Origin of the sequence: Pseudomonas sp. Xaverov 83 (genome assembly GCF_019352905.1) — a bacterium.
Taxonomy (GTDB): domain Bacteria; phylum Pseudomonadota; class Gammaproteobacteria; order Pseudomonadales; family Pseudomonadaceae; genus Aquipseudomonas; species Aquipseudomonas yamanorum.
Window position 1 is genome coordinate 1 of record NZ_JAAAFU010000083.1, and the last position, 18,820, is coordinate 18,820.

Annotated in this window: 9 protein-coding genes; 4 read left to right on the top strand and 5 right to left on the bottom strand. The window is 61.3% G+C overall.

Annotated features, from left to right (window positions below; all coding sequences use genetic code 11):
- Window positions 1-203 precede the first annotated feature (203 nt).
- The 3 genes from nfuA to K0H47_RS27390 all read right to left on the bottom strand — a co-directional run bounded on the left by nfuA (window position 204) and on the right by K0H47_RS27390 (window position 4,243).
- Window positions 204-788 (bottom strand): Fe-S biogenesis protein NfuA, encoded by a 585-nt coding sequence (gene nfuA / locus K0H47_RS27380; protein WP_003210817.1) that lies wholly within the window; start codon window positions 786-788, stop codon window positions 204-206.
- Between the two features lie 59 nt (window positions 789-847).
- Window positions 848-1,870, bottom strand: coding sequence for an acyltransferase (locus K0H47_RS27385; RefSeq protein WP_177026419.1), 1,023 nt, complete (start codon window positions 1,868-1,870; stop codon window positions 848-850).
- A gap of 81 nt (window positions 1,871-1,951) precedes the next feature.
- Window positions 1,952-4,243: a fatty acid cis/trans isomerase gene (locus tag K0H47_RS27390; RefSeq protein ID WP_219273927.1), complete on the bottom strand. Its 2,292-nt coding sequence runs from the start codon at window positions 4,241-4,243 to the stop codon at window positions 1,952-1,954.
- A gap of 164 nt (window positions 4,244-4,407) precedes the next feature.
- Here K0H47_RS27390 and metH point away from each other — a divergent pair, with 164 nt between their 5' ends.
- Window positions 4,408-8,118 (top strand): methionine synthase, encoded by a 3,711-nt coding sequence (gene metH / locus K0H47_RS27395; RefSeq protein WP_219273928.1) that lies wholly within the window; start codon window positions 4,408-4,410, stop codon window positions 8,116-8,118.
- 39 nt (window positions 8,119-8,157) lie between these two features.
- Here the strand turns inward: metH and K0H47_RS27400 are convergent, their stop codons facing one another.
- The gene (locus K0H47_RS27400) at window positions 8,158-14,790 is read right to left on the bottom strand and encodes an NEL-type E3 ubiquitin ligase domain-containing protein (protein WP_257626756.1); all 6,633 of its coding nucleotides are present in this window, start codon (window positions 14,788-14,790) and stop codon (window positions 8,158-8,160) included.
- 141 nt (window positions 14,791-14,931) lie between these two features.
- Here K0H47_RS27400 and K0H47_RS27405 point away from each other — a divergent pair, with 141 nt between their 5' ends.
- A complete protein-coding gene (locus K0H47_RS27405; RefSeq protein WP_008432997.1) occupies window positions 14,932-15,147 on the top strand; it encodes a DUF2970 domain-containing protein in 216 nt (71 codons plus the stop codon).
- A 6-nt stretch (window positions 15,148-15,153) separates the two neighbouring features.
- On the opposite strand, the gene K0H47_RS27410 is transcribed toward K0H47_RS27405, so the two are convergent.
- A complete protein-coding gene (locus tag K0H47_RS27410) occupies window positions 15,154-16,233 on the bottom strand; it encodes an ABC transporter substrate-binding protein (RefSeq protein WP_093209220.1) in 1,080 nt (359 codons plus the stop codon).
- Window positions 16,234-16,683: 450 nt separating this feature from the next.
- Here K0H47_RS27410 and K0H47_RS27415 point away from each other — a divergent pair, with 450 nt between their 5' ends.
- Together K0H47_RS27415 and K0H47_RS27420 are read left to right on the top strand one after the other, a co-directional pair.
- Complete coding sequence (locus K0H47_RS27415; protein WP_063029445.1) at window positions 16,684-18,342, top strand: nitrite/sulfite reductase; 1,659 nt, start codon at window positions 16,684-16,686, stop codon at window positions 18,340-18,342.
- On the top strand, window positions 18,326-18,820 hold the full coding sequence (locus tag K0H47_RS27420; protein ID WP_063029443.1) for a DUF934 domain-containing protein: 495 nt from the start codon (window positions 18,326-18,328) through the stop codon (window positions 18,818-18,820). Before K0H47_RS27415 ends, K0H47_RS27420 begins: the two co-directional genes overlap by 17 nt.

The following is an 18,820-nucleotide window of genomic DNA, read 5'->3' on the forward strand; positions in this document are numbered from 1 at the left end:
GGCAAAGACCTTTTGGTTACTTTTGGGGCGTTTGCCAAAAGTGACCCGCTGTAAGAGCGGAACCCTAAGTGGCCGTTACCGCAGCAACGGATATGTACACAAACCCCCAACCTAAAATCTCACAAACACCACGCAACCCGCTGATTCAAAATAAAAAACGGCGCTCACGAGGCGCCGTTTTCCCACATCCGCAACAAACACCCTTAGTAGTAGGCGTTTTCTTTCTGCGTATGGTCAGTCACATCCCGCACACCCTTGAGCTCCGGAACCCGCTCAAGCAGCGTACGCTCAATCCCCTCACGCAAGGTCACGTCCGCCTGGCCACAGCCCTGGCAACCGCCACCAAACTTCAACACAGCAATACCATCATCCACCACATCAATCAGGCTCACCTGACCACCGTGGCTGGCCAGCCCGGGATTGATCTCGGTCTGCAGGTAATAGTTGATACGCTCGTTAATCGGGCTATCCGCATTAACGTTCGGCACCTTGGCGTTCGGCGCCTTGATGGTCAGCTGGCCACCCATACGATCAGTGGCGTAATCAACCACCGCATCGTCAAGGAACGCTTCACTGAACGCATCGATATACGCCGTGAAGCTTTTCAGCCCCAACGCCGTATCTTCAGGTTTTTCTTCTCCCGGCTTGCAGTAGGCAATGCACGTCTCCGCGTACTGGGTGCCGGGCTGGGTGATAAAGACGCGGATCCCGATGCCCGGGGTGTTCTGCTTCGACAGCAGATCAGCCAGGTAATCGTGGGCGGCGTCGGTAATGGTAATAGCGGTCATGGAAACTCCTCGCAGGCTTGCCGGCAGTTTACGCCAAATTATTACCGAGGTACAAAGTCCTAGTATTTTTGTCGGGAAAGCACCAACCGTTCGTCGCCATCGAACCAGCCTTTGAGCCGACGATAACTGCCCTTTTCCAACCAGTGATAGCTGGCCAGCGACCCAAGGGCGATCAGCACCACGCATACGCCGAGCATCACGTAGGCATTCACCCCGTAACGCTGGGCGACAAAACCGCCGGCGGACAACACCAGCACGTGCATCAGATAGACCGAATAAGAACAATCCCCCATCACCTTGAGCAGGCGGCTGCGCTCGAAATAGCGTTCCATCGAGATACAGGCCACCACCAGCACCGCACTCGGCAAGCCCCAGGTCAGGGCGCGAGGTGATGCCGGCCAGTGATAAATCGCCAGCAACGCACCGGCAATACCCGCCAGGGGCAGCCACAGGCCGGGGCGAATCCAGCCCTTGCGATACAGCATGCCGATGCCAATCCCGAGCAAGAACTCGTACACGATGTCCGAACGATAGAAGTCGCTGATCCAGCCAAACGACGTCCACGCCTGGCACACCGCGAACAACAATGCGCCCACCACCAGTACCCGCCACTGCCGGCGAAACAGCAGCGCCCAGGCAAACAGCACGTAGAAGAGCATTTCGTAGTTCAGGGTCCAACCGACATTCAACGTCGGATACACCCCATAACCGCCGGGATTTTCGGAGGGTATGAACAGCAAGGACATCAACACATGGGCCGCATCGACACTCTGGTCCGGCAACACCGGCCGCGCAAACACCACCAGCAGCGCCATCAATAGCGTGTAGAACCAGTACGCCGGCACGATCCGCAATAAGCGATACACCAGGAATCGCCAGGGCGGCAGCTGTTTGTTCTCGGTGGAAAGGAAGATCACCAGACCACTAATCACGAAGAACACATCCACGCCCGCCGCGCCCTTGTCGACAAACAGATGCCCCAGCGCCGAATCAGCCTGGAAACCAAAGAAAATCTGCATGAAGTGATGACCCACCACGGTCCAGGCCGCCAGGGCGCGCAGTGCCTGTACTGAAATCAACATCGTCGACCCGCTCTCCCAACCCTCGACACCGGTTATTCAGGTGCCTATGGCTTGGGACAGCCGTCGACGGTCAAAGGTCGATCAAAGATTCTCGTAGCGATTCATGTCCAGCACGCCCTCTTCCAGCGGCGTGGTTTCGTGGAGGTACTGCGACAGGTCGTGGAAGTACTGCCAGAACTGCGGATGGCTGCGGCGGATGCCCCAACGGTCGACAATCTTCTCGAAGCGATTGGCGTCCTTGGCGTTCTCCATGGCAGCCACAAACGCCGGCACCTGCTCCGCCGGGATGTTGAACATGAAGTTCGGATAGCTGCTCAGCACCCCGGGGTAAATGGTCACGGTGTCCAGGCCCGGCTGATACCGATAGGCCTCACCGAGCATAAAGGCCACGTTGCTATGGGCGCGGTTGCGCAACAGGCTGTACATCTCACGTTTGCCGCTGCGGGTTTCGATGCGCAGCATGGTCGCTTCCGGCAACAGGTCGATCACCTTGAGCCCCGCCGCCGGGCGGTTGGTCAGGCGGCTCAGGGCCTGTTCGGCGTCCTGCAGCGCCGGGTCGATGCCGGGACGCGAGCAATAGGCGCTGATGCAACGGTTGATCGGGTCCGGGCTCGCGTTCAGGTCGCCATAACGGGCCAGCAACTGGTTGGCGAAGTCGCGCTTGGGGTCCTTTTCATCGAGCTTGAGGCCCGTGGGCTTGTCATCGTCGATGGCTTCATAGTCCATCCACAGCTTGACCTTGCCGCTGTTCTGGTACCAATCGTCGAGGAAGTCATCCCGCGAGTCCGCCGGCATCAAGCGCAGGAAGTTCTGTTCGGCGCCGTTGCGGATCAGGTCGAAATACAAGCGCGTCTGGGCTTGATGGGAAACGTTGCCGAACACATCGAAATTCACCGCCAACTGGTAATAGGTGCGCTCCAGCAGCGGATAGTCGAACAACCACATCGTTTGCGGTACTTCGCCAATCAACCCCTTGGTCACCGAGGCGCTGTCAAAGTGGCGGAAGATGCTCAGCAAGGCGTTATCGTTGCCCGCCCACAGGGAAGCCCAGCTCGGCGGCGGCAGGTCGGCATAGCTGTCTCGGCGCAGCGCTTCGTATTCGTTGCGCTTGTCGCGGTATTTAAGCCACAGGCTGAGCACGCTGCCCACATCATCAATCTGCCCCGGCATCGCCAGCAACGGCGTGGCCTGGCCGCGGTAGCGGGCATCGGTGATGTACAGGTCGTGGTCAGGGTCCTGGAACAGAGTCCAGAAGTTGTCGCGGATCACATCCGTGGCGATCTGGCCCCGGCAGACCGGCCCGCGAATAAAGGTACGCACGAAGTATTCGGCGTTATCCAGCATGAACTGGTAGCGCGCCTTGGCCGGAATCGCCTCGAAGGTCTCGAACGGGTTGGCCCGCCGGCCCGGTCCGTAGCCCGGCAACGCGTTCACCTGCCAGTCATCGGTGTAGAACAGCGACTTGATCCGGGCCATTTTCTCGGCGCTGAACGGATAGGTGATGTGGGTCTTGTGCACGATCACCCCCTGCACCGGCCAAAGGCGGTAATACACCTGGGTACCTGGGTCGTCGTTGGGGCGACGGGTGTTGATCAGGTCGATCGGCTGCCCGCTCGGGGTGCGCGAGCGTACCCACTGGAAGAAATGCCCCGGCTCGCCGCCTTCAAAGTAGATGTGGGCGAGGAACAGGTGCTCGAACAACCAGCGCGCCACCAGGCTTTCCCGGGCGCCGGGCTGATTGAACAGGTTTTCCCACTGCTGCACCTGCAAAGCTTCCTTGGCACTTGGGGCCAGGCCTTGTTCGTCGATAGGTGCGCCGGAGGCCAGCCAGCGTTGCAGGGTCTGGTACTGCTGGTCGGTCAGGCCGGTGACGGCCAGGGGCATGCCTTCCTTCGGGTGGTTACCTGCGTAGGCGTTGAACTCCCCCGGCATCGGGCAGGTGTTTTCGCGGTTCAGGCCCAGCACGATGTCGTCGGGCAGCTTGGCGTTGGGCGCAAGCGGCGCGGTATGTCCCAGTTCCAGCATGCGCGCCATCAGTGCGGCCTGGCTGCCCTGGGCATCGAGTACCGAGTAGAAACCCTTTTGCTGCCAGGCGGCCTTGCCGGAGGCGTCATAAAACAAACGCGTCGGTTGGCTGGCCTGGCTGCGTTCGCCGTCATATACCGGCACTTTGGTCGCGCCACGTGCGGCGCCTTCGGCACTGCCCAGGTTGAGCTGGCAGGCCGAGTCATAGCAGGCGTGGCAGGCCACGCACTTCTCGGTGAAGATCGGCTGAATATCACGGGTATAAGAGATCGCCGAGGCGGGACCTTCTGCCTGTGCGGTAATAGCGACCAGCGAAAAAACGGCGCTGACGATGAGGCGAAGTGACATGTTCCCGGTCCCGATTCAATGCGTACGGTGAAAAACCTGGCGATTCTACCGATGTAACACCCCCGACAACATGAGCGATATTCATGCAAACCCGGCACATGCTCTAAAAGCGCACAGGTTTGTTATGATCTTCGCCCTCCGTAATACCTGACCAGAGTAGTCCCATGCCCGATCGTAGCGCTCGTCTGCAAGCCCTCCACCAAGCCCTCAAGGAACGCATCCTGATCCTCGACGGCGGCATGGGCACGATGATCCAGAGCTATAAGCTGGAAGAGCAAGACTACCGTGGCAAACGCTTCGCCGACTGGCCGAGCGACGTCAAGGGCAATAACGACCTGCTGGTGATCACCCGTCCGGACGTGATCGGCGGCATCGAAAAAGCCTACCTGGATGCCGGCGCCGACATCCTGGAAACCAACACCTTCAACGCCACGCGCATTTCCATGGCCGATTACGGCATGGAAGACCTGGCCTACGAATTAAACGTAGAAGGCGCGCGCCTGGCGCGCAAGATCGCCGACGCCAAGACCCTGGAAAACCCGGCCAAGCCGCGTTTCGTCGCCGGCGTGCTCGGCCCGACCAGCCGTACCTGCTCGCTGTCGCCCGATGTGAACAACCCCGGCTACCGCAACGTGACCTTCGATGAGCTGGTGGAAAACTACACCGAAGCCACCAAGGGCCTGATCGAGGGCGGCGCCGACCTGATCCTGATCGAAACCATTTTCGACACCCTCAACGCCAAGGCTGCGATCTTCGCCGTACAGGGCGTGTTCGAGGAACTGAACGTCGAACTGCCGATCATGATCTCCGGCACCATCACCGACGCCTCCGGCCGTACCCTGTCGGGCCAGACCACCGAAGCGTTCTGGAACTCGGTCAGCCACGCCAAGCCGCTGTCCGTGGGCCTGAACTGCGCACTGGGTGCGAGCGAGTTGCGTCCGTACCTGGAAGAGCTGTCGAACAAGGCCAACACCCACGTTTCCGCGCACCCGAACGCCGGCCTGCCCAACGAATTCGGCGAGTATGACGAACTGCCGTCGGAAACGGCGAAGGTCATCGAAGAATTCGCCCAGAGCGGCTTCCTGAACATCGTCGGTGGTTGCTGCGGCACCACGCCGGGCCACATTGAGGCCATCGCCAAGGCCGTGGCCGGTTACGCACCGCGCCCGATCCCGGACATTCCGAAGGCCTGCCGCCTGTCGGGCCTGGAACCGTTCACCATCGATCGCAGCTCGTTGTTCGTCAACGTCGGCGAACGCACCAACATCACCGGTTCCGCCCGCTTCGCCCGTTTGATCCGTGAAGACAACTACACCGAAGCCCTGGAAGTCGCCCTGCAGCAGGTGGAAGCCGGCGCCCAGGTGATCGACATCAACATGGACGAAGGCATGCTGGATTCGAAGAAGGCCATGGTGACCTTCCTCAACCTGATTGCCGGCGAGCCGGACATCTCCCGCGTACCGATCATGATCGACTCCTCCAAGTGGGAAGTGATCGAGGCCGGCCTCAAGTGCATCCAGGGCAAGGGCATCGTCAACTCCATCAGCATGAAGGAAGGCGTGGAGCAGTTCATTCACCACGCCAAGCTGTGCAAGCGTTACGGCGCGGCGGTGGTGGTGATGGCGTTCGACGAAGCCGGTCAGGCCGACACCGAAGCGCGCAAGAAAGAAATCTGCAAACGCTCCTACGACATCCTGGTGAATGAAGTCGGCTTCCCGCCGGAAGACATCATCTTCGACCCGAACATCTTCGCGGTCGCCACCGGTATCGAAGAGCACAACAACTACGCCGTCGACTTCATCAATGCCTGTGCCTACATCCGCGACGAGCTGCCGTATGCGCTGACTTCCGGCGGCGTGTCCAACGTGTCGTTCTCGTTCCGTGGCAACAACCCGGTGCGTGAAGCGATCCACTCGGTGTTCCTGCTGTACGCGATCCGCAACGGCCTGACGATGGGTATCGTCAACGCCGGCCAGCTGGAGATCTACGACCAGATCCCAGCCGAGCTGCGTGACGCGGTAGAAGACGTGGTGCTTAACCGCACTCCGGAAGGCACCGACGCCCTCCTCGCCATTGCCGACAAGTACAAGGGCGACGGCAGCGTCAAGGAAGCCGAGACTGAAGAGTGGCGCGGCTGGCCGGTGAACAAGCGCCTGGAACACGCGCTGGTCAAGGGCATCACCACCCACATCGTCGAAGACACCGAGGAATCCCGGCAGTCGTTCGCGCGCCCGATCGAGGTGATCGAAGGCCCGCTGATGTCCGGCATGAACATCGTCGGCGACCTGTTTGGCGCCGGCAAAATGTTCCTGCCCCAGGTGGTGAAATCCGCCCGGGTGATGAAGCAAGCCGTGGCCCACTTGATTCCGTTCATCGAGCTGGAAAAAGGCGACAAGCCGGAAGCCAAGGGCAAGATCCTGATGGCCACGGTGAAGGGCGACGTGCACGACATCGGCAAGAACATTGTCGGCGTGGTGCTGGGTTGCAACGGCTATGACATCGTCGACCTGGGCGTGATGGTCCCGGCCGAGAAAATCCTGCAAGTGGCCAAGGAACAGAAGTGCGACATCATCGGCCTGTCCGGGCTGATCACCCCGTCCCTGGACGAGATGGTGCACGTCGCCCGCGAGATGCAGCGCCAGGATTTCCACCTGCCGCTGATGATCGGTGGCGCCACCACTTCCAAGGCCCACACGGCGGTGAAGATCGAGCCCAAATACAGCAATGACGCGGTGATCTACGTCACCGACGCCTCCCGCGCCGTGGGCGTGGCGACGCAGTTGCTGTCCAAGGAATTGAAGCCGGCGTTCGTCGAGAAAACCCGCCTGGAATACATCGACGTGCGCGAGCGCACCTCCAACCGCAGCGCCCGCACCGAGCGCCTGAGCTACCCGGCCGCCATCGCCAAGAAGCCACAGTTCGACTGGAGTACCTACGCCCCGGTCAAGCCGACGTTTACCGGCGCCAAGGTGCTGGACAATATCGACCTCAACGTCCTGGCCGAGTACATCGACTGGACACCGTTCTTTATTTCCTGGGACCTGGCCGGCAAATTTCCGCGCATCCTCACTGACGAAGTGGTGGGTGAAGCGGCGACGGCGCTGTACGCCGACGCACAGGAAATGCTCAAGAAGCTGATCGATGAAAAACTCATCAGCGCCCGCGCCGTGTTCGGTTTCTGGCCGACCAACCAGGTGCAGGACGATGACCTGGAAGTCTACGGCGACGATGGCCAGCCGATTGCCAAGCTGCACCACCTGCGCCAGCAGATCATCAAGACCGACGGCAAGCCGAACTTCTCCCTGGCCGACTTCGTCGCGCCTAAAGACAGCGGCGTGACCGACTACATCGGTGGCTTCATTACCACCGCCGGCATCGGCGCTGAAGAAGTGGCGAAGGCTTATCAGGACGCCGGCGACGACTACAACTCGATCATGGTCAAGGCCCTGGCCGACCGCCTGGCCGAGGCTTGCGCCGAGTGGCTGCACCAGCAGGTGCGTAAAGAGCACTGGGGCTACGCCAAGGACGAAGTGCTGGATAACGACGCGCTGATCAAGGAGCTGTACAGCGGCATCCGCCCTGCCCCGGGTTACCCGGCGTGCCCGGATCACACCGAGAAAGCCCAGTTGTTCCAATTGCTGGACCCTGAAGCCCGCGAGATGCACGCGGGCCGCAGCGGCGTGTTCCTGACCGAGCACTACGCGATGTTCCCTGCAGCGGCCGTCAGCGGCTGGTACTTCGCTCACCCGCAGGCGCAGTACTTCGCGGTGGGCAAGATCGACAAGGACCAAGTCGCCAGCTACACCGCCCGCAAGGACCAGGACCTGAGCGTGACCGAACGCTGGCTGGCGCCGAACCTGGGTTACGACAACTGATACGCGGCAGGCCCGCTTCCGGGCCTGCCACGCTGCGTCTTATAGCCCCAGCGTCGCTCTCTCCTGTACGGACAGGCGAATCAGCAGGGCCTGGCGTTGATCAGTCCTTTGCCTGGCCAATACCACGGCTTCTGCCTCGTACTGCGCACCAAACTCCGGATAACGATCCTCAAGGGCTTCAGCCTTGAGGGCCTGGGCTTGTGCCAGCGTCGTAAAGTCGGTCGCGTATTGCTTCTGCAAGTAATCGACCCAGTACTGGCGCGCGATCAGATCGTCGGTGAACGCCTCGGTCACCTCCCTCGCGATGATGCTGGCGTAGGCCTGGTCGATATCGGCCTGTTTCACTTGGGAAAGGTTGCGGTACAGCATGCCGGACGGCTGGCGCGGCAACTCCAGGCGTTGGGCCAGGCCGATGCGATAGGCCAGGCGAATTTCCGCCGGGTCAACACTGGGCTTGAGGCTGATCACGCGGCTGGCGGTGGCTTCAGTCTGTTCCAGGCGGATCATGCTTCTGGCCAGCTTGAACAGCGCCGCGCCTTCTTTCCCGGGCTCCACGGTTTCCAGGGCCTTGAACTCATAGGCACTGACTTCAAGGTCGCTGAACAGCAGGATCCAGCCGTCACCGCAGGTCGCATTGATCCGCATGCCGCGAGCCTTGCCGAACAGTTGCTCGCGCAACGCCGGACGTTGCTCGGCAGCCTCCAGCACCTCCCATACCCGGCGCGTCAACTCAGGGCGGTCGGTGATGAAGTCCTGGGCGTTTTTCAGCTGGGAAATGATGTAGAAGAAATCCTCACTGTCGTCAGCGCTCTTGAGCGACTCCCAGACCGCGTGTTTGCTGGAATCGGCCGCCACGCCAGAAAACCATTGGGCTTTCTGTGCCTCGGGCGTCAGCAGCTCCGGATGCAGCTCACCGCTCAGCTCCGCTTCCTCGCGACTGGCATTGCGCAGGAAGACATCGAGTTGGTCATTAATTTGCTCCCGGGTATAACCCAGGCCAAAACCCGTTTCATCCAGGAACTCGCTCAACCGCTCGAACGCGCGCTCTTCCAGCCCGTTGTCCGTCACGTTGGTGTTGCTCATCAGGAGGTTGTGCCGAGGCAACAGGGCATCGTCCGGGATGGTCTCGATCTGGTTATTGCTGAGATCGAGTGTGCGCAGTCGGGGCAGTTCCAATACCCCCGTCGGCCACTCCTCCAGGACGTTATTGTGCAGGTCCAGGTTTGTCAGCCCGTGCAGGCCGCTGACGTCCAGGTTGGCCAGGGTGTTCTCGCCAAGGTCGAGCCATTCCAGTGCAGTTAACGGACCAAGCAGTGTCTGTAGCTCCACGGCGTCGCGCAAATCATTGTAGGTGGCTTCGAGGTGAGTCAGCGCCGTGTATCGGTTGATCACCTCCGGCAGGTGCGCCAGGCCGTTTTTATTGAGCATAAGCCAACGCAGGTGAGGAAAACTGCCCAGGAACCCATTGGAACCCTGCTCCGTCAGCTTCACCTCAGTGAGGTCGAGCACGCTGACGTGGCTCATTGACGCAGGCAACGCCGGCAGGTCGCCCACATACAGCCCGGACAGGTCCAGTACCTCGCGCCCGTCCACCGGCGGCAACTCGGGCCGGGCACGCAAGTTGTGGCGCCAGCTCTGAAGAATCCTGTCGGCCGCGCGCCGACGGTTGATGGCACTGACCCAGCCACCACTTTCGCGATAACCCTCGATGTCGATCCAACTGTTCAACGCCCTGCTCAAGCGCTGATGTTCGCTGTGTAGCTGCACCAGGCGCGTGTCGATGGCGGTGGCGCCGAGCCCGGCGGCTTGCCATTCCACGATGCGCTCCACCGCCTCGGCACTGCCAAGTGAAGGGTCCAACTGTTGCAGGCGTGCTGCCGGGGTGAGGCGCGCTTGCGCGCCGACGTTCTCGACCTGCAGCGGCAACAGCAACTGGCCGGGGTCGTCCGTCACCCGGACCGGGAAATATTCCGGATCGCCGCCGGTCCTGCCGATGCTCAACTGCGTTTGAGGAATGCCCAATGGCTTGTGCAGGTAGATATTCGGCCCCACCAGCGGCAGTAACTCAACGTCAACCCCCAATGGGTTTTCACGGAACGTGCGTTGCGCAAAGACCTGGATGTCGGCGCAAGTTCTTGGGGTAAGTCGGCAACCCCGCAGGTTGCTCTTGAGCATCAGTGCGTCGTGGCCGGTGAGTGCCTGGGGCGGCACGCGGGTGATTGCGCTGTAGCTCAGGTCAAGGCTTTCCAGCACGGGCAAGTCCAGCACGCCCAGTGGCCAGTCCGTGATACCGGTGTGGCTGAGGTTCAAGCGGCGCAAGGCGTTGAGGCCACGCACATCCAGGCTCATCACGCGATTGTATTGCAAGTCCAGCGTTTCAAGGGTGGTCAGGCGGCTCAAGCGTTGCTGGATGGCCGGGGTGACGTTCAGTTGGTTGTGGGAAAGATCCAACTGACGCAGGGCGGTGAAGTCATCCAGCGCCGAAGGCAACTGCGCCAGGTTGCCGCTACTGAGGTTCAACTCTTCAATGGCGCGGAATGCACCGAGAAAGTCGTTCAGCGTCTCAATGGAAATCTGGGTGCCACTCAGGTTTACCTGCTTCACATGGGCGAACGCCGGCGCCGGTAATCTCGGCAAGTCGCCGAGCACGCCACCTGACAGGTTCAGCGTGGTATTCGAAAGATTGGAACGGGCCGATCGGCCCGACAGCGCAAAACGCGGCCCCAGGCCTTCGCGCCAACAATCCAGGAGCCGCTCGGCGGCGCGCTGGCGGTAAAAAGCGTCCACCTGTCGCCGGTCAACCCGCAGTTCCCGGGCTGCCCAAGCCTCCAGGTCCTGGCTCAAGGAAAGCTGTTCGTCCAGCAACTGATGGGTGCGGGCCAGCATCTGCTCAACGCTCATGCCCTGCTGCCGTAACTGCAACACGACGTCTACGCCAAATCCCCAGCGCACATTTTTCAGCCGGTCCATCACACCCTCACAGTACCCCTCCGCCAGGGTTTGTTCATTGAGCAGGTGCGCCGGATTACCCCGCACATGTTCGTACACCGCCATAAATTCCCGGCGCTCAAACGCGGCCCACCTGAGGTTCAAACCGCGCCACAGGCGGTCATGCCCGGCGAGCATCGAGGTGGGCACCGAGCGAATGTTTGTTCGCCACAGGTCGAGCCTCTCAAGGTGCTCAAGTGACGTCACCCCCTGTGGCCACTCCTGCACCGAGCCCTCCATGCGCAGCACGCGCAAGTGCGTGAGGGCGCTGACGTCCAGGCTTTGCGAAACGCCCTCGATTGTCAGGTTCTGCAAACGCTCCATTCCCCCCAGGCGCTGCATGAACGCCGCGGGATAGGCCATATCCCGGCCGCTTAATGTCAACTGGGTAAGCCCGGTAAAGCGGTTCAGTCCGCCGACCAACTCAATGCCTGGCGTTGCCTCAAGGAGCACATCAAGGCGTTGCACGCGGGAAAACTGCTCAGCCAGCCTTGCACCCTGCTCACCCGATAACACCTCGGCTCGCACACTCAGCGAGTGCACATGGGAAAAGTCTGCGCTCAGCCGCGGAAGGTCCGTCACGCTGCCCAGCGACAGGGTGCTCAGGGGAGGCAGCTCGCGGTAAATGCCCTGGCGCCAGCAACCGATGATGTCGGCCGCTGCCCGTTGTTGCTGGCTGGCCCCGCCCGCCTGCCCGGCAGCAGCGGCGGTCCACTGATCAAGTTCTTCCTGCAACAGGTCAAACTCACGTTGGCGGTTTCCCAACAGGGTGAAGACCTGCTGGGCGCTTTCACCGGCCTGCAATCGGCTCAGGACGAACTGGCTGGCCTGTCCGCCGTTGAGGTTGGGATAGAGCGCCTGCACCCTCGCCGTCAGCGATGCATCCACTTCAAAGCCTTTGCCCCGACCGCTCAAAGGGTAACCCAGGACGCCCCCCGCCCCCGTCAACACGGGTCGCGAACGCGGTGCGCGCAGGCCGAGCACATTGAACATTTGGCTACGGCGGCGGGTGGCATAACCGGCCACCGCTTGTTGCAGTTCCCGGTCCAGGGTCGGCAAGGGCATCCCCAAGCCAGGTCGTGCCGCAGCGGGGATCGCATGCACGACCGATTGGAAGAAATTGCGCCGTCCAGTGGTCCGGCTGTTCAGCGCGACACCGCGCTCGTCGTAGGCCTGGAAGGTTTCGCCCTGCTTGACCAGGTATCTGCGCAGCGGGGCATCTTGCGGACCAATGCTGTCCAGCAATGGACCTTCGATAGCTTGAAACCGCACTTCCAGGCGCAGGTTAGTCGGCCATCCCGGCAAGTGTTGCAGGCAGTGCAGGGCCAGGCGGTCAGTGTCGACGCCAGCGTCAGCCTGACGATGCAACCCCCTCAGGGCACGGCTCAGGCGACCTTGTTGCACCGCACGGCGAGCGGCGTTATCCAGGCGCGCCGAGGTCCCGCGCTGACTGCGCAGTTGCAAGCGCTCCTGTTCGCTGGCGGTATCAAGGATTTCCCGGATGGCTCGCCTCGACAACCCGGGGAAGCGCCGTTGCAGCACCGCCTCTTCGCCAGCCAGCGGCGCCGTATCCGCCACTGGCTGGCTGCGGAACTGCTCAAGGGTATCGGCCAGCAAGGCGGGCAGCGGCCTGCCTTCGATATACGTCTTGCGTAACACGTGATCCTGGACCCCACTGATATCCCCGATAATACCCAGGGTCGTATCAGAGAATTCTTCAGTGGCAGGCCCCAGTCGTCGTAACAGGGTCAGGCGGTCCCATTTGAAAGGCTGCTCATGCGCATGCCGCCAGGCACCGGCGTTGTTGTGTTCAAGGATCGGTTGATAAGCCTCGGGATTATCCGGGTGTTTGATCCGCCACTTGCGGATTCGGCTGTCGAAGCCTTTTTCATGCAGGTTTTCACCGATACGCACGTAAATCTTGCCGCCTGTCTCGTACTGGCCCTGGGCATTGGGCTTGAGGGCCGGGTCCAGCACGACTTCGCTGCGGTACGGCGCCAGGTCCGGCTTCCAGAGGCGGGCCTCACCGCTGGGCAGTTTGACCGGTACCAGGCCATCCACCCATCGGGACACCTGGATCTTCGGCGCGCGGCTGGCCAGGGCCGTCGATCCGCCGAGGGCGGCCATGAATGCCACGTTCAGCGCCACCGATTCCAAATGCCCCCAGGCGGCATCCATGTCGCCTTCCTTCCACGACTCGATGCCATGGTAGACCTCCAGGCCCAGCTGCACCGCCGTGACCGCCAGCATCACCTCCCCCAGGCCAGGCACGACAAAGGCCGCCACGTTCAACACATTCAAACCAATACTCAGCCAATGTTCGTGGCGTTCCTGGGCAGCCTTGCGATCCGCCTCGGCGGTGGGTACGGCGAGCGTTCTGGCGTTATCTTTCAGACGTTGCAGGTGGTTGTCATAGAGCGCTCCGAACAGCTCGCCACTGATCAAGGTTTCGCGGCGGTTCAGGTCGATGTGCGTGTCGTAGACCTGCTCCTTGTAACCTCTGGAATTCCACTTATAGGTAAACAGCTTGGTTTTCAGCCGCTGCAGGAAAGCAGGCGCCTCGCCTTGCGGCACCAAGCTGGCGAACAGCCGTTGATAGGCTGGCGAGCGCAGTTGAGTTGCCAGGTCCGCCTCGAACGCCTTCATCGACGGGTATTCCTTGAGCGGGTACAACGGCGCACCGGGGATCCAGGCCACCAGCCGTTGGTCGGCCGCGGCAGGGACCAGCAAGTCCCCGAGCGAGGCGCCGGGCAACAATGCGGTGGCCAGGCCCAACTGCTGCCGCGCCTCTGCGATCGCGCCGACGCCCGGCCCGATCAGCACGACTTCACCCACCTTGCAGCCGAGAATCGCCAATTGGCTGCAGGCGACAGGCTTGCCATCCCACTGCGGCCGTTCGGTACCGGCCAGCAAGGCGTTGAGCATGGCATAGGCACTGTCGCTGATTTCGCTCTTCATCCGCGCCGTGTGCAGCCTGACGGCCAGCAGTTTCTTTTGCGCGTCGATCATCCGCTCCCGCACCACGGCCTTGGTGCCCGCGTCCTCGAACACTTGTTGCAAATGCGCCTGGTATTGCTGGCCCAGGTTCAGCTGGCGGCAGAGTGCGGCAAACTGGTCCGGGGTGATGGCGAGCTTTTCACGGTAGCGATAGCGGGCGCGGCGTGAATGGTCGGGCAATATTTCACCGTAGTACTCGGTGAACAAAGCCCCTTCGGGGGCCAGCGCGCTGGTTTGCTCAAGGGCAATATCGGCAAAGTCTTCATTGCCTTCAAAGTTGAGCAATGCCGCCTGCAACAGCGAATGCTGTTGCGGCACCTCGCGGTAGCGCAGGTAGTGCAACTGGTGTTGGTGGACGTCCGGTACCTCACCGAACCGGTTGCGCCAGGCCTCTTCCAGCAGCGGCTGGGCGAACTCGGTGATGCCCTTGAGGCCGTCGAGAGTCTTGGCCAGTCGTTCATGGGCGCGTCGACTGGCCAGCTGGCTGTCGGCGAATGCCTGGCGCAGCCCCGCAGGCGCGTTACTGAGCCAGGCAGGTGGTGCATCCTCGGAGACGCGCCCGGGCAGCAGGCCCGGCTTCAAGCGCCGGATGTCCGCAGCCGCGCTGCGGGCAATCCAGCCGGGCAAGCTGTTCTTGATCAATGCGGTGTGTAGCCCCTGTTCTGCCGGGGCGGGTAAGGTAGGCATGCGCTCGTTCCTGATGACTCTGTTAAGGAGTCCCAGTACAGCGAACGGGCCAACCGCCAGGGCGGTAGATAGCTACAGCCGATGTTTTGCGGGAACTTGGCTATCCTCATCCATGGGTTTGATCCCTACCGCGAGGCCTTTATGGACGATTCCAACAACAAGCCGCCGACTTTCTGGCAGATGCTTCACAGCGTGATGGCAGCCGCCTTCGGGGTGCAGAGCGGGAAGAATCGCGCCCGCGACTTTACCCATGGCAAGCCCAGCCACTTTGTCATCCTGGGTATTGTGTTTACCGCTGTGTTTGCCTTGACCCTGTTTGGCATCGTCAAGCTGGTGCTGCACTTGGCCGGTGTTTGAACCCGGTCAAGGCATCAGCAGTTGCAGGCTGAACGGGTAGCGATAGGTGGCGGGCTTGCCCTGGGCTGACAGCGCGCGAAAATCGACGCCGTAGTCCTCGCGCCCCTGCATCTCTAAAAGGCGCGTGGCTTGTGGCGGATCAATCAATCGAAAGAGCCCGAGCTTACGCTCGCGCCCACCGTACTGCGCCATGCCCAGCCCCCGGGCATCGTCATGCAGCACCACCATCGCCCAACCGCCAAGGGTGAAATGCCCGGCCACCAGCACACTCAGGCGTCCCTCAAGGCGTGCCTGCAACGCTTCTGGCGAACTGTTGACCGCGCTGAACAACACGTCCGTGCCCGGCGTGCGGCCACTGCCTGTGAGTGCATCCATTGCCCCCAGCGCCATTTCATCGTTGGCCGACCACACCAGTGCGGTCTGCGGGTAGCGTTTGAATAACTGCGTGGCCTGGTCGAAAGCGCGCTGGCGGCTCCACTCGCCATACACCAACTGGCGCAGGCGCACCTCTGGATGATCCGCCAGGGCGCGCTGCAAACCTTGCTCGCGCAGTTGGGCGGCGGGAGTGGTCTTGGCTCCGGAGAACGCGATCAGGTCGAGGGTTTGGTCGGGGGCGACAGGCCCATGCAGGCGCAACAACTGGGTGAGCATCAAGTAGCCCGCCTGCTCGTCGTCGGCGACCATGCTGCCGATCCAGTTGGGGTATTTGCCCGCGTCCAGCAGTTGAGTCTGATCCGCGGTCAGCGCGTTGTTGACGATCAGCAGCTTGACCCCGCTGCCTTGGGACAGGCGCAAGATCTGTGGGGCGATGTACTGCTCGTTGACCAGCACCAGGTAGTCCGGACGCTCGCTGCCTTGCAGGGCTTCACGAGCCTGCACCAGCGTGGCCTCAGGGTTGCGCTCGGAATAGCGCACACGCAAATCCAGGCCGAGGTCCCTGGCGGCGGCCTGCATGAATTGCGCGTAGCTGACCCAGAAGGTCTCGGTCGAATTGCCAGGGTTGAGAAACACCACCGACGTCGCCTGGGCGATGGCCCAGAACGGCATGCTCAGCACCAGCAAGCACTTGCAGAGAACCTTCAACATTGTTGCCTGAGCCCTTCGGAATGACGACCCATGATAATGGCATGGGGCCGCTCAATCTCGGTTAATTGCCGATTGTCGGACAACTCAGCTCGGGTAACACCCTTTATTGATGACTGACCCAGAACACGGCAGTGGAAACCACCAGAATAATCAAGAACAGAATGGCCCAGGCATCGACACTGCTGTCACTTTTGCGGGCTTTGGTCGGATTGCTCATAGCATCGCCTCTTGTCGGTTTTATAGGTGATTGCACAAAGACACGAGCACAGTAAAGATCATGATTGCCCGCATGACAAATGTGGGTATCACGATAACCGTTCTCATTAGGCGATTTGGTTATTTGCATATACTCAAACATCACTTTTGCGCATAAACGCAAACTGGTATCGTGCGCCGGCTCCGTTGGGAGTGCGCGGCCGTGCGCGCAGATTTGCCGAGAACAGGACCTATATGTACGTATACGACGAATACGATCAGCGCATCATCGAGGACCGCGTCAAGCAGTTCCGTGATCAGACCCGACGCTATCTGGCAGGTGAACTGAGCGAAGAAGAGTTCCGCCCTCTGCGCCTGCAAAATGGCCTTTATGTTCAGCGCTTTGCGCCGATGCTGCGGGTTGCCGTGCCTTATGGCCAACTGACTTCCCGTCAGACGCGCATGATGGCCAAGATTGCCCGCGACTTCGACAAGGGCTACGCCCACATCAGTACCCGCCAGAACGTGCAGTTCAACTGGCCGGCCCTGGAAGACGTGCCGGACATCCTGGCTGAATTGGCCACCGTGCAGATGCACGCCATTCAGACCAGTGGTAACTGCCTGCGCAACGTGACCACCGACCAATTCGCCGGCGTTGCCGCTGACGAGCTGATCGACCCGCGCCCATGGTGTGAGATCGTCCGTCAATGGACCACCTTCCACCCGGAATTCGCCTACCTGCCGCGCAAGTTCAAGATCGCCATCAATGGCTCGACCTCGGACCGCGCCGCCATCGAAGTGCACGATATCGGCCTGGAGCCAGTGCATAACGCCGCTGGCGAGTTGGGCTTCCGTGTGCTCGTCGGCGGTGGCCTCGGCCGTACGCCGGTGGTCGGCGCGTTCATCAACGAATTCCTGCCGTGGCAGGACCTGTTGAGCTACCTCGACGCGATCCTGCGGGTCTACAACCGTTATGGCCGTCGTGACAACAAGTACAAGGCCCGGATCAAGATCCTGGTAAAAGCGCTGACCCCTGAGGTGTTTGCCCAGAAGGTCGACGCCGAGATGGAACACCTGCGCGGCGGCCAGACCACCCTGACCGAAGCCGAAGTACACCGCGTTGCCAAACACTTCGTCGACCCGGACTACAAGGTCCTGAGCAATCAGGACGCCGCGTTGGCCGAGCTTGACCAGCAGCACCCGGGTTTCGCCCGCTGGCGCACCCGCAACACCCTGGCCCACAAAAAGCCGGGCTATGTGGCCGTGACCCTGTCGCTGAAACCTACCGGTGTTGCACCGGGTGACATCACCGACAAACAACTGGATGGCGTCGCCGACCTCGCCGAGCGCTACAGCTTCGGCCAACTGCGCACCTCCCACGAGCAGAACATCATCCTCGCCGACGTTGAACAGTCCCAACTGTTCACCCTGTGGGGCGAGCTGCGCGAGCAGGGTTTTGCCACGCCGAACATCGGCCTGCTGACCGACATCATCTGCTGCCCGGGCGGCGATTTCTGCTCCCTGGCCAACGCCAAGTCGATCCCGATTGCCGAATCGATCCAGCGCCGTTTCGACGACCTGGATTACCTGTTCGACATCGGCGAACTGGACCTGAACATCTCCGGTTGCATGAACGCCTGTGGTCACCACCACGTCGGCCACATCGGCATCCTGGGCGTGGACAAGAAAGGCGAAGAATTCTACCAAGTGTCCCTGGGCGGCAGCGCCAGCCGCGATGCGAGCCTGGGCAAGATCCTCGGCCCGTCCTTCGCCCAGGAAGCCATGCCTGACGTGATCGGCAAGCTGATCGACGTATACGTTGAACAGCGCACCGAAGATGAGCGTTTCATCGACACCTACCAGCGCATCGGCATTGACCTGTTCAAGGAGCGCGTCTATGCAGCGAATCATTAAGAACAACGAAGTCGTCGACGAAACCTGGCACCTGCTGCCCAAGGACGCGAGCTTCGATGGCATCTCCAACTGCGACGACCTGATCGTGCCGCTGGCCCTGTGGCGCGAGCACGCTCACGCCCTCAAGGCCCGCGACGGCGGCCTGGGCGTGTGGCTGGACGCCGATGAAGAAGCCGAAGAGATCGGTGAGGACGTGGAGCACTTCCAGGTCATTGCCCTGAACTTCCCGGCCTTCACCGACGGTCGCAACTACTCCAACGCCCGCCTGCTGCGTGACCGTTATGGTTACAAAGGCGAGCTGCGGGCGATTGGCGATGTGCTGCGCGACCAGTTGTTCTACCTGCGCCGCTGCGGGTTCGATGCCTTCGCCTTGCGCGCAGACAAAGACCCGTATGAAGCGCTGGAAAGCCTCAAGGATTTCTCGGTGACGTACCAGGCCGCGACGGATGAACCGTTGCCATTGTTCCGCCGCCGTTAA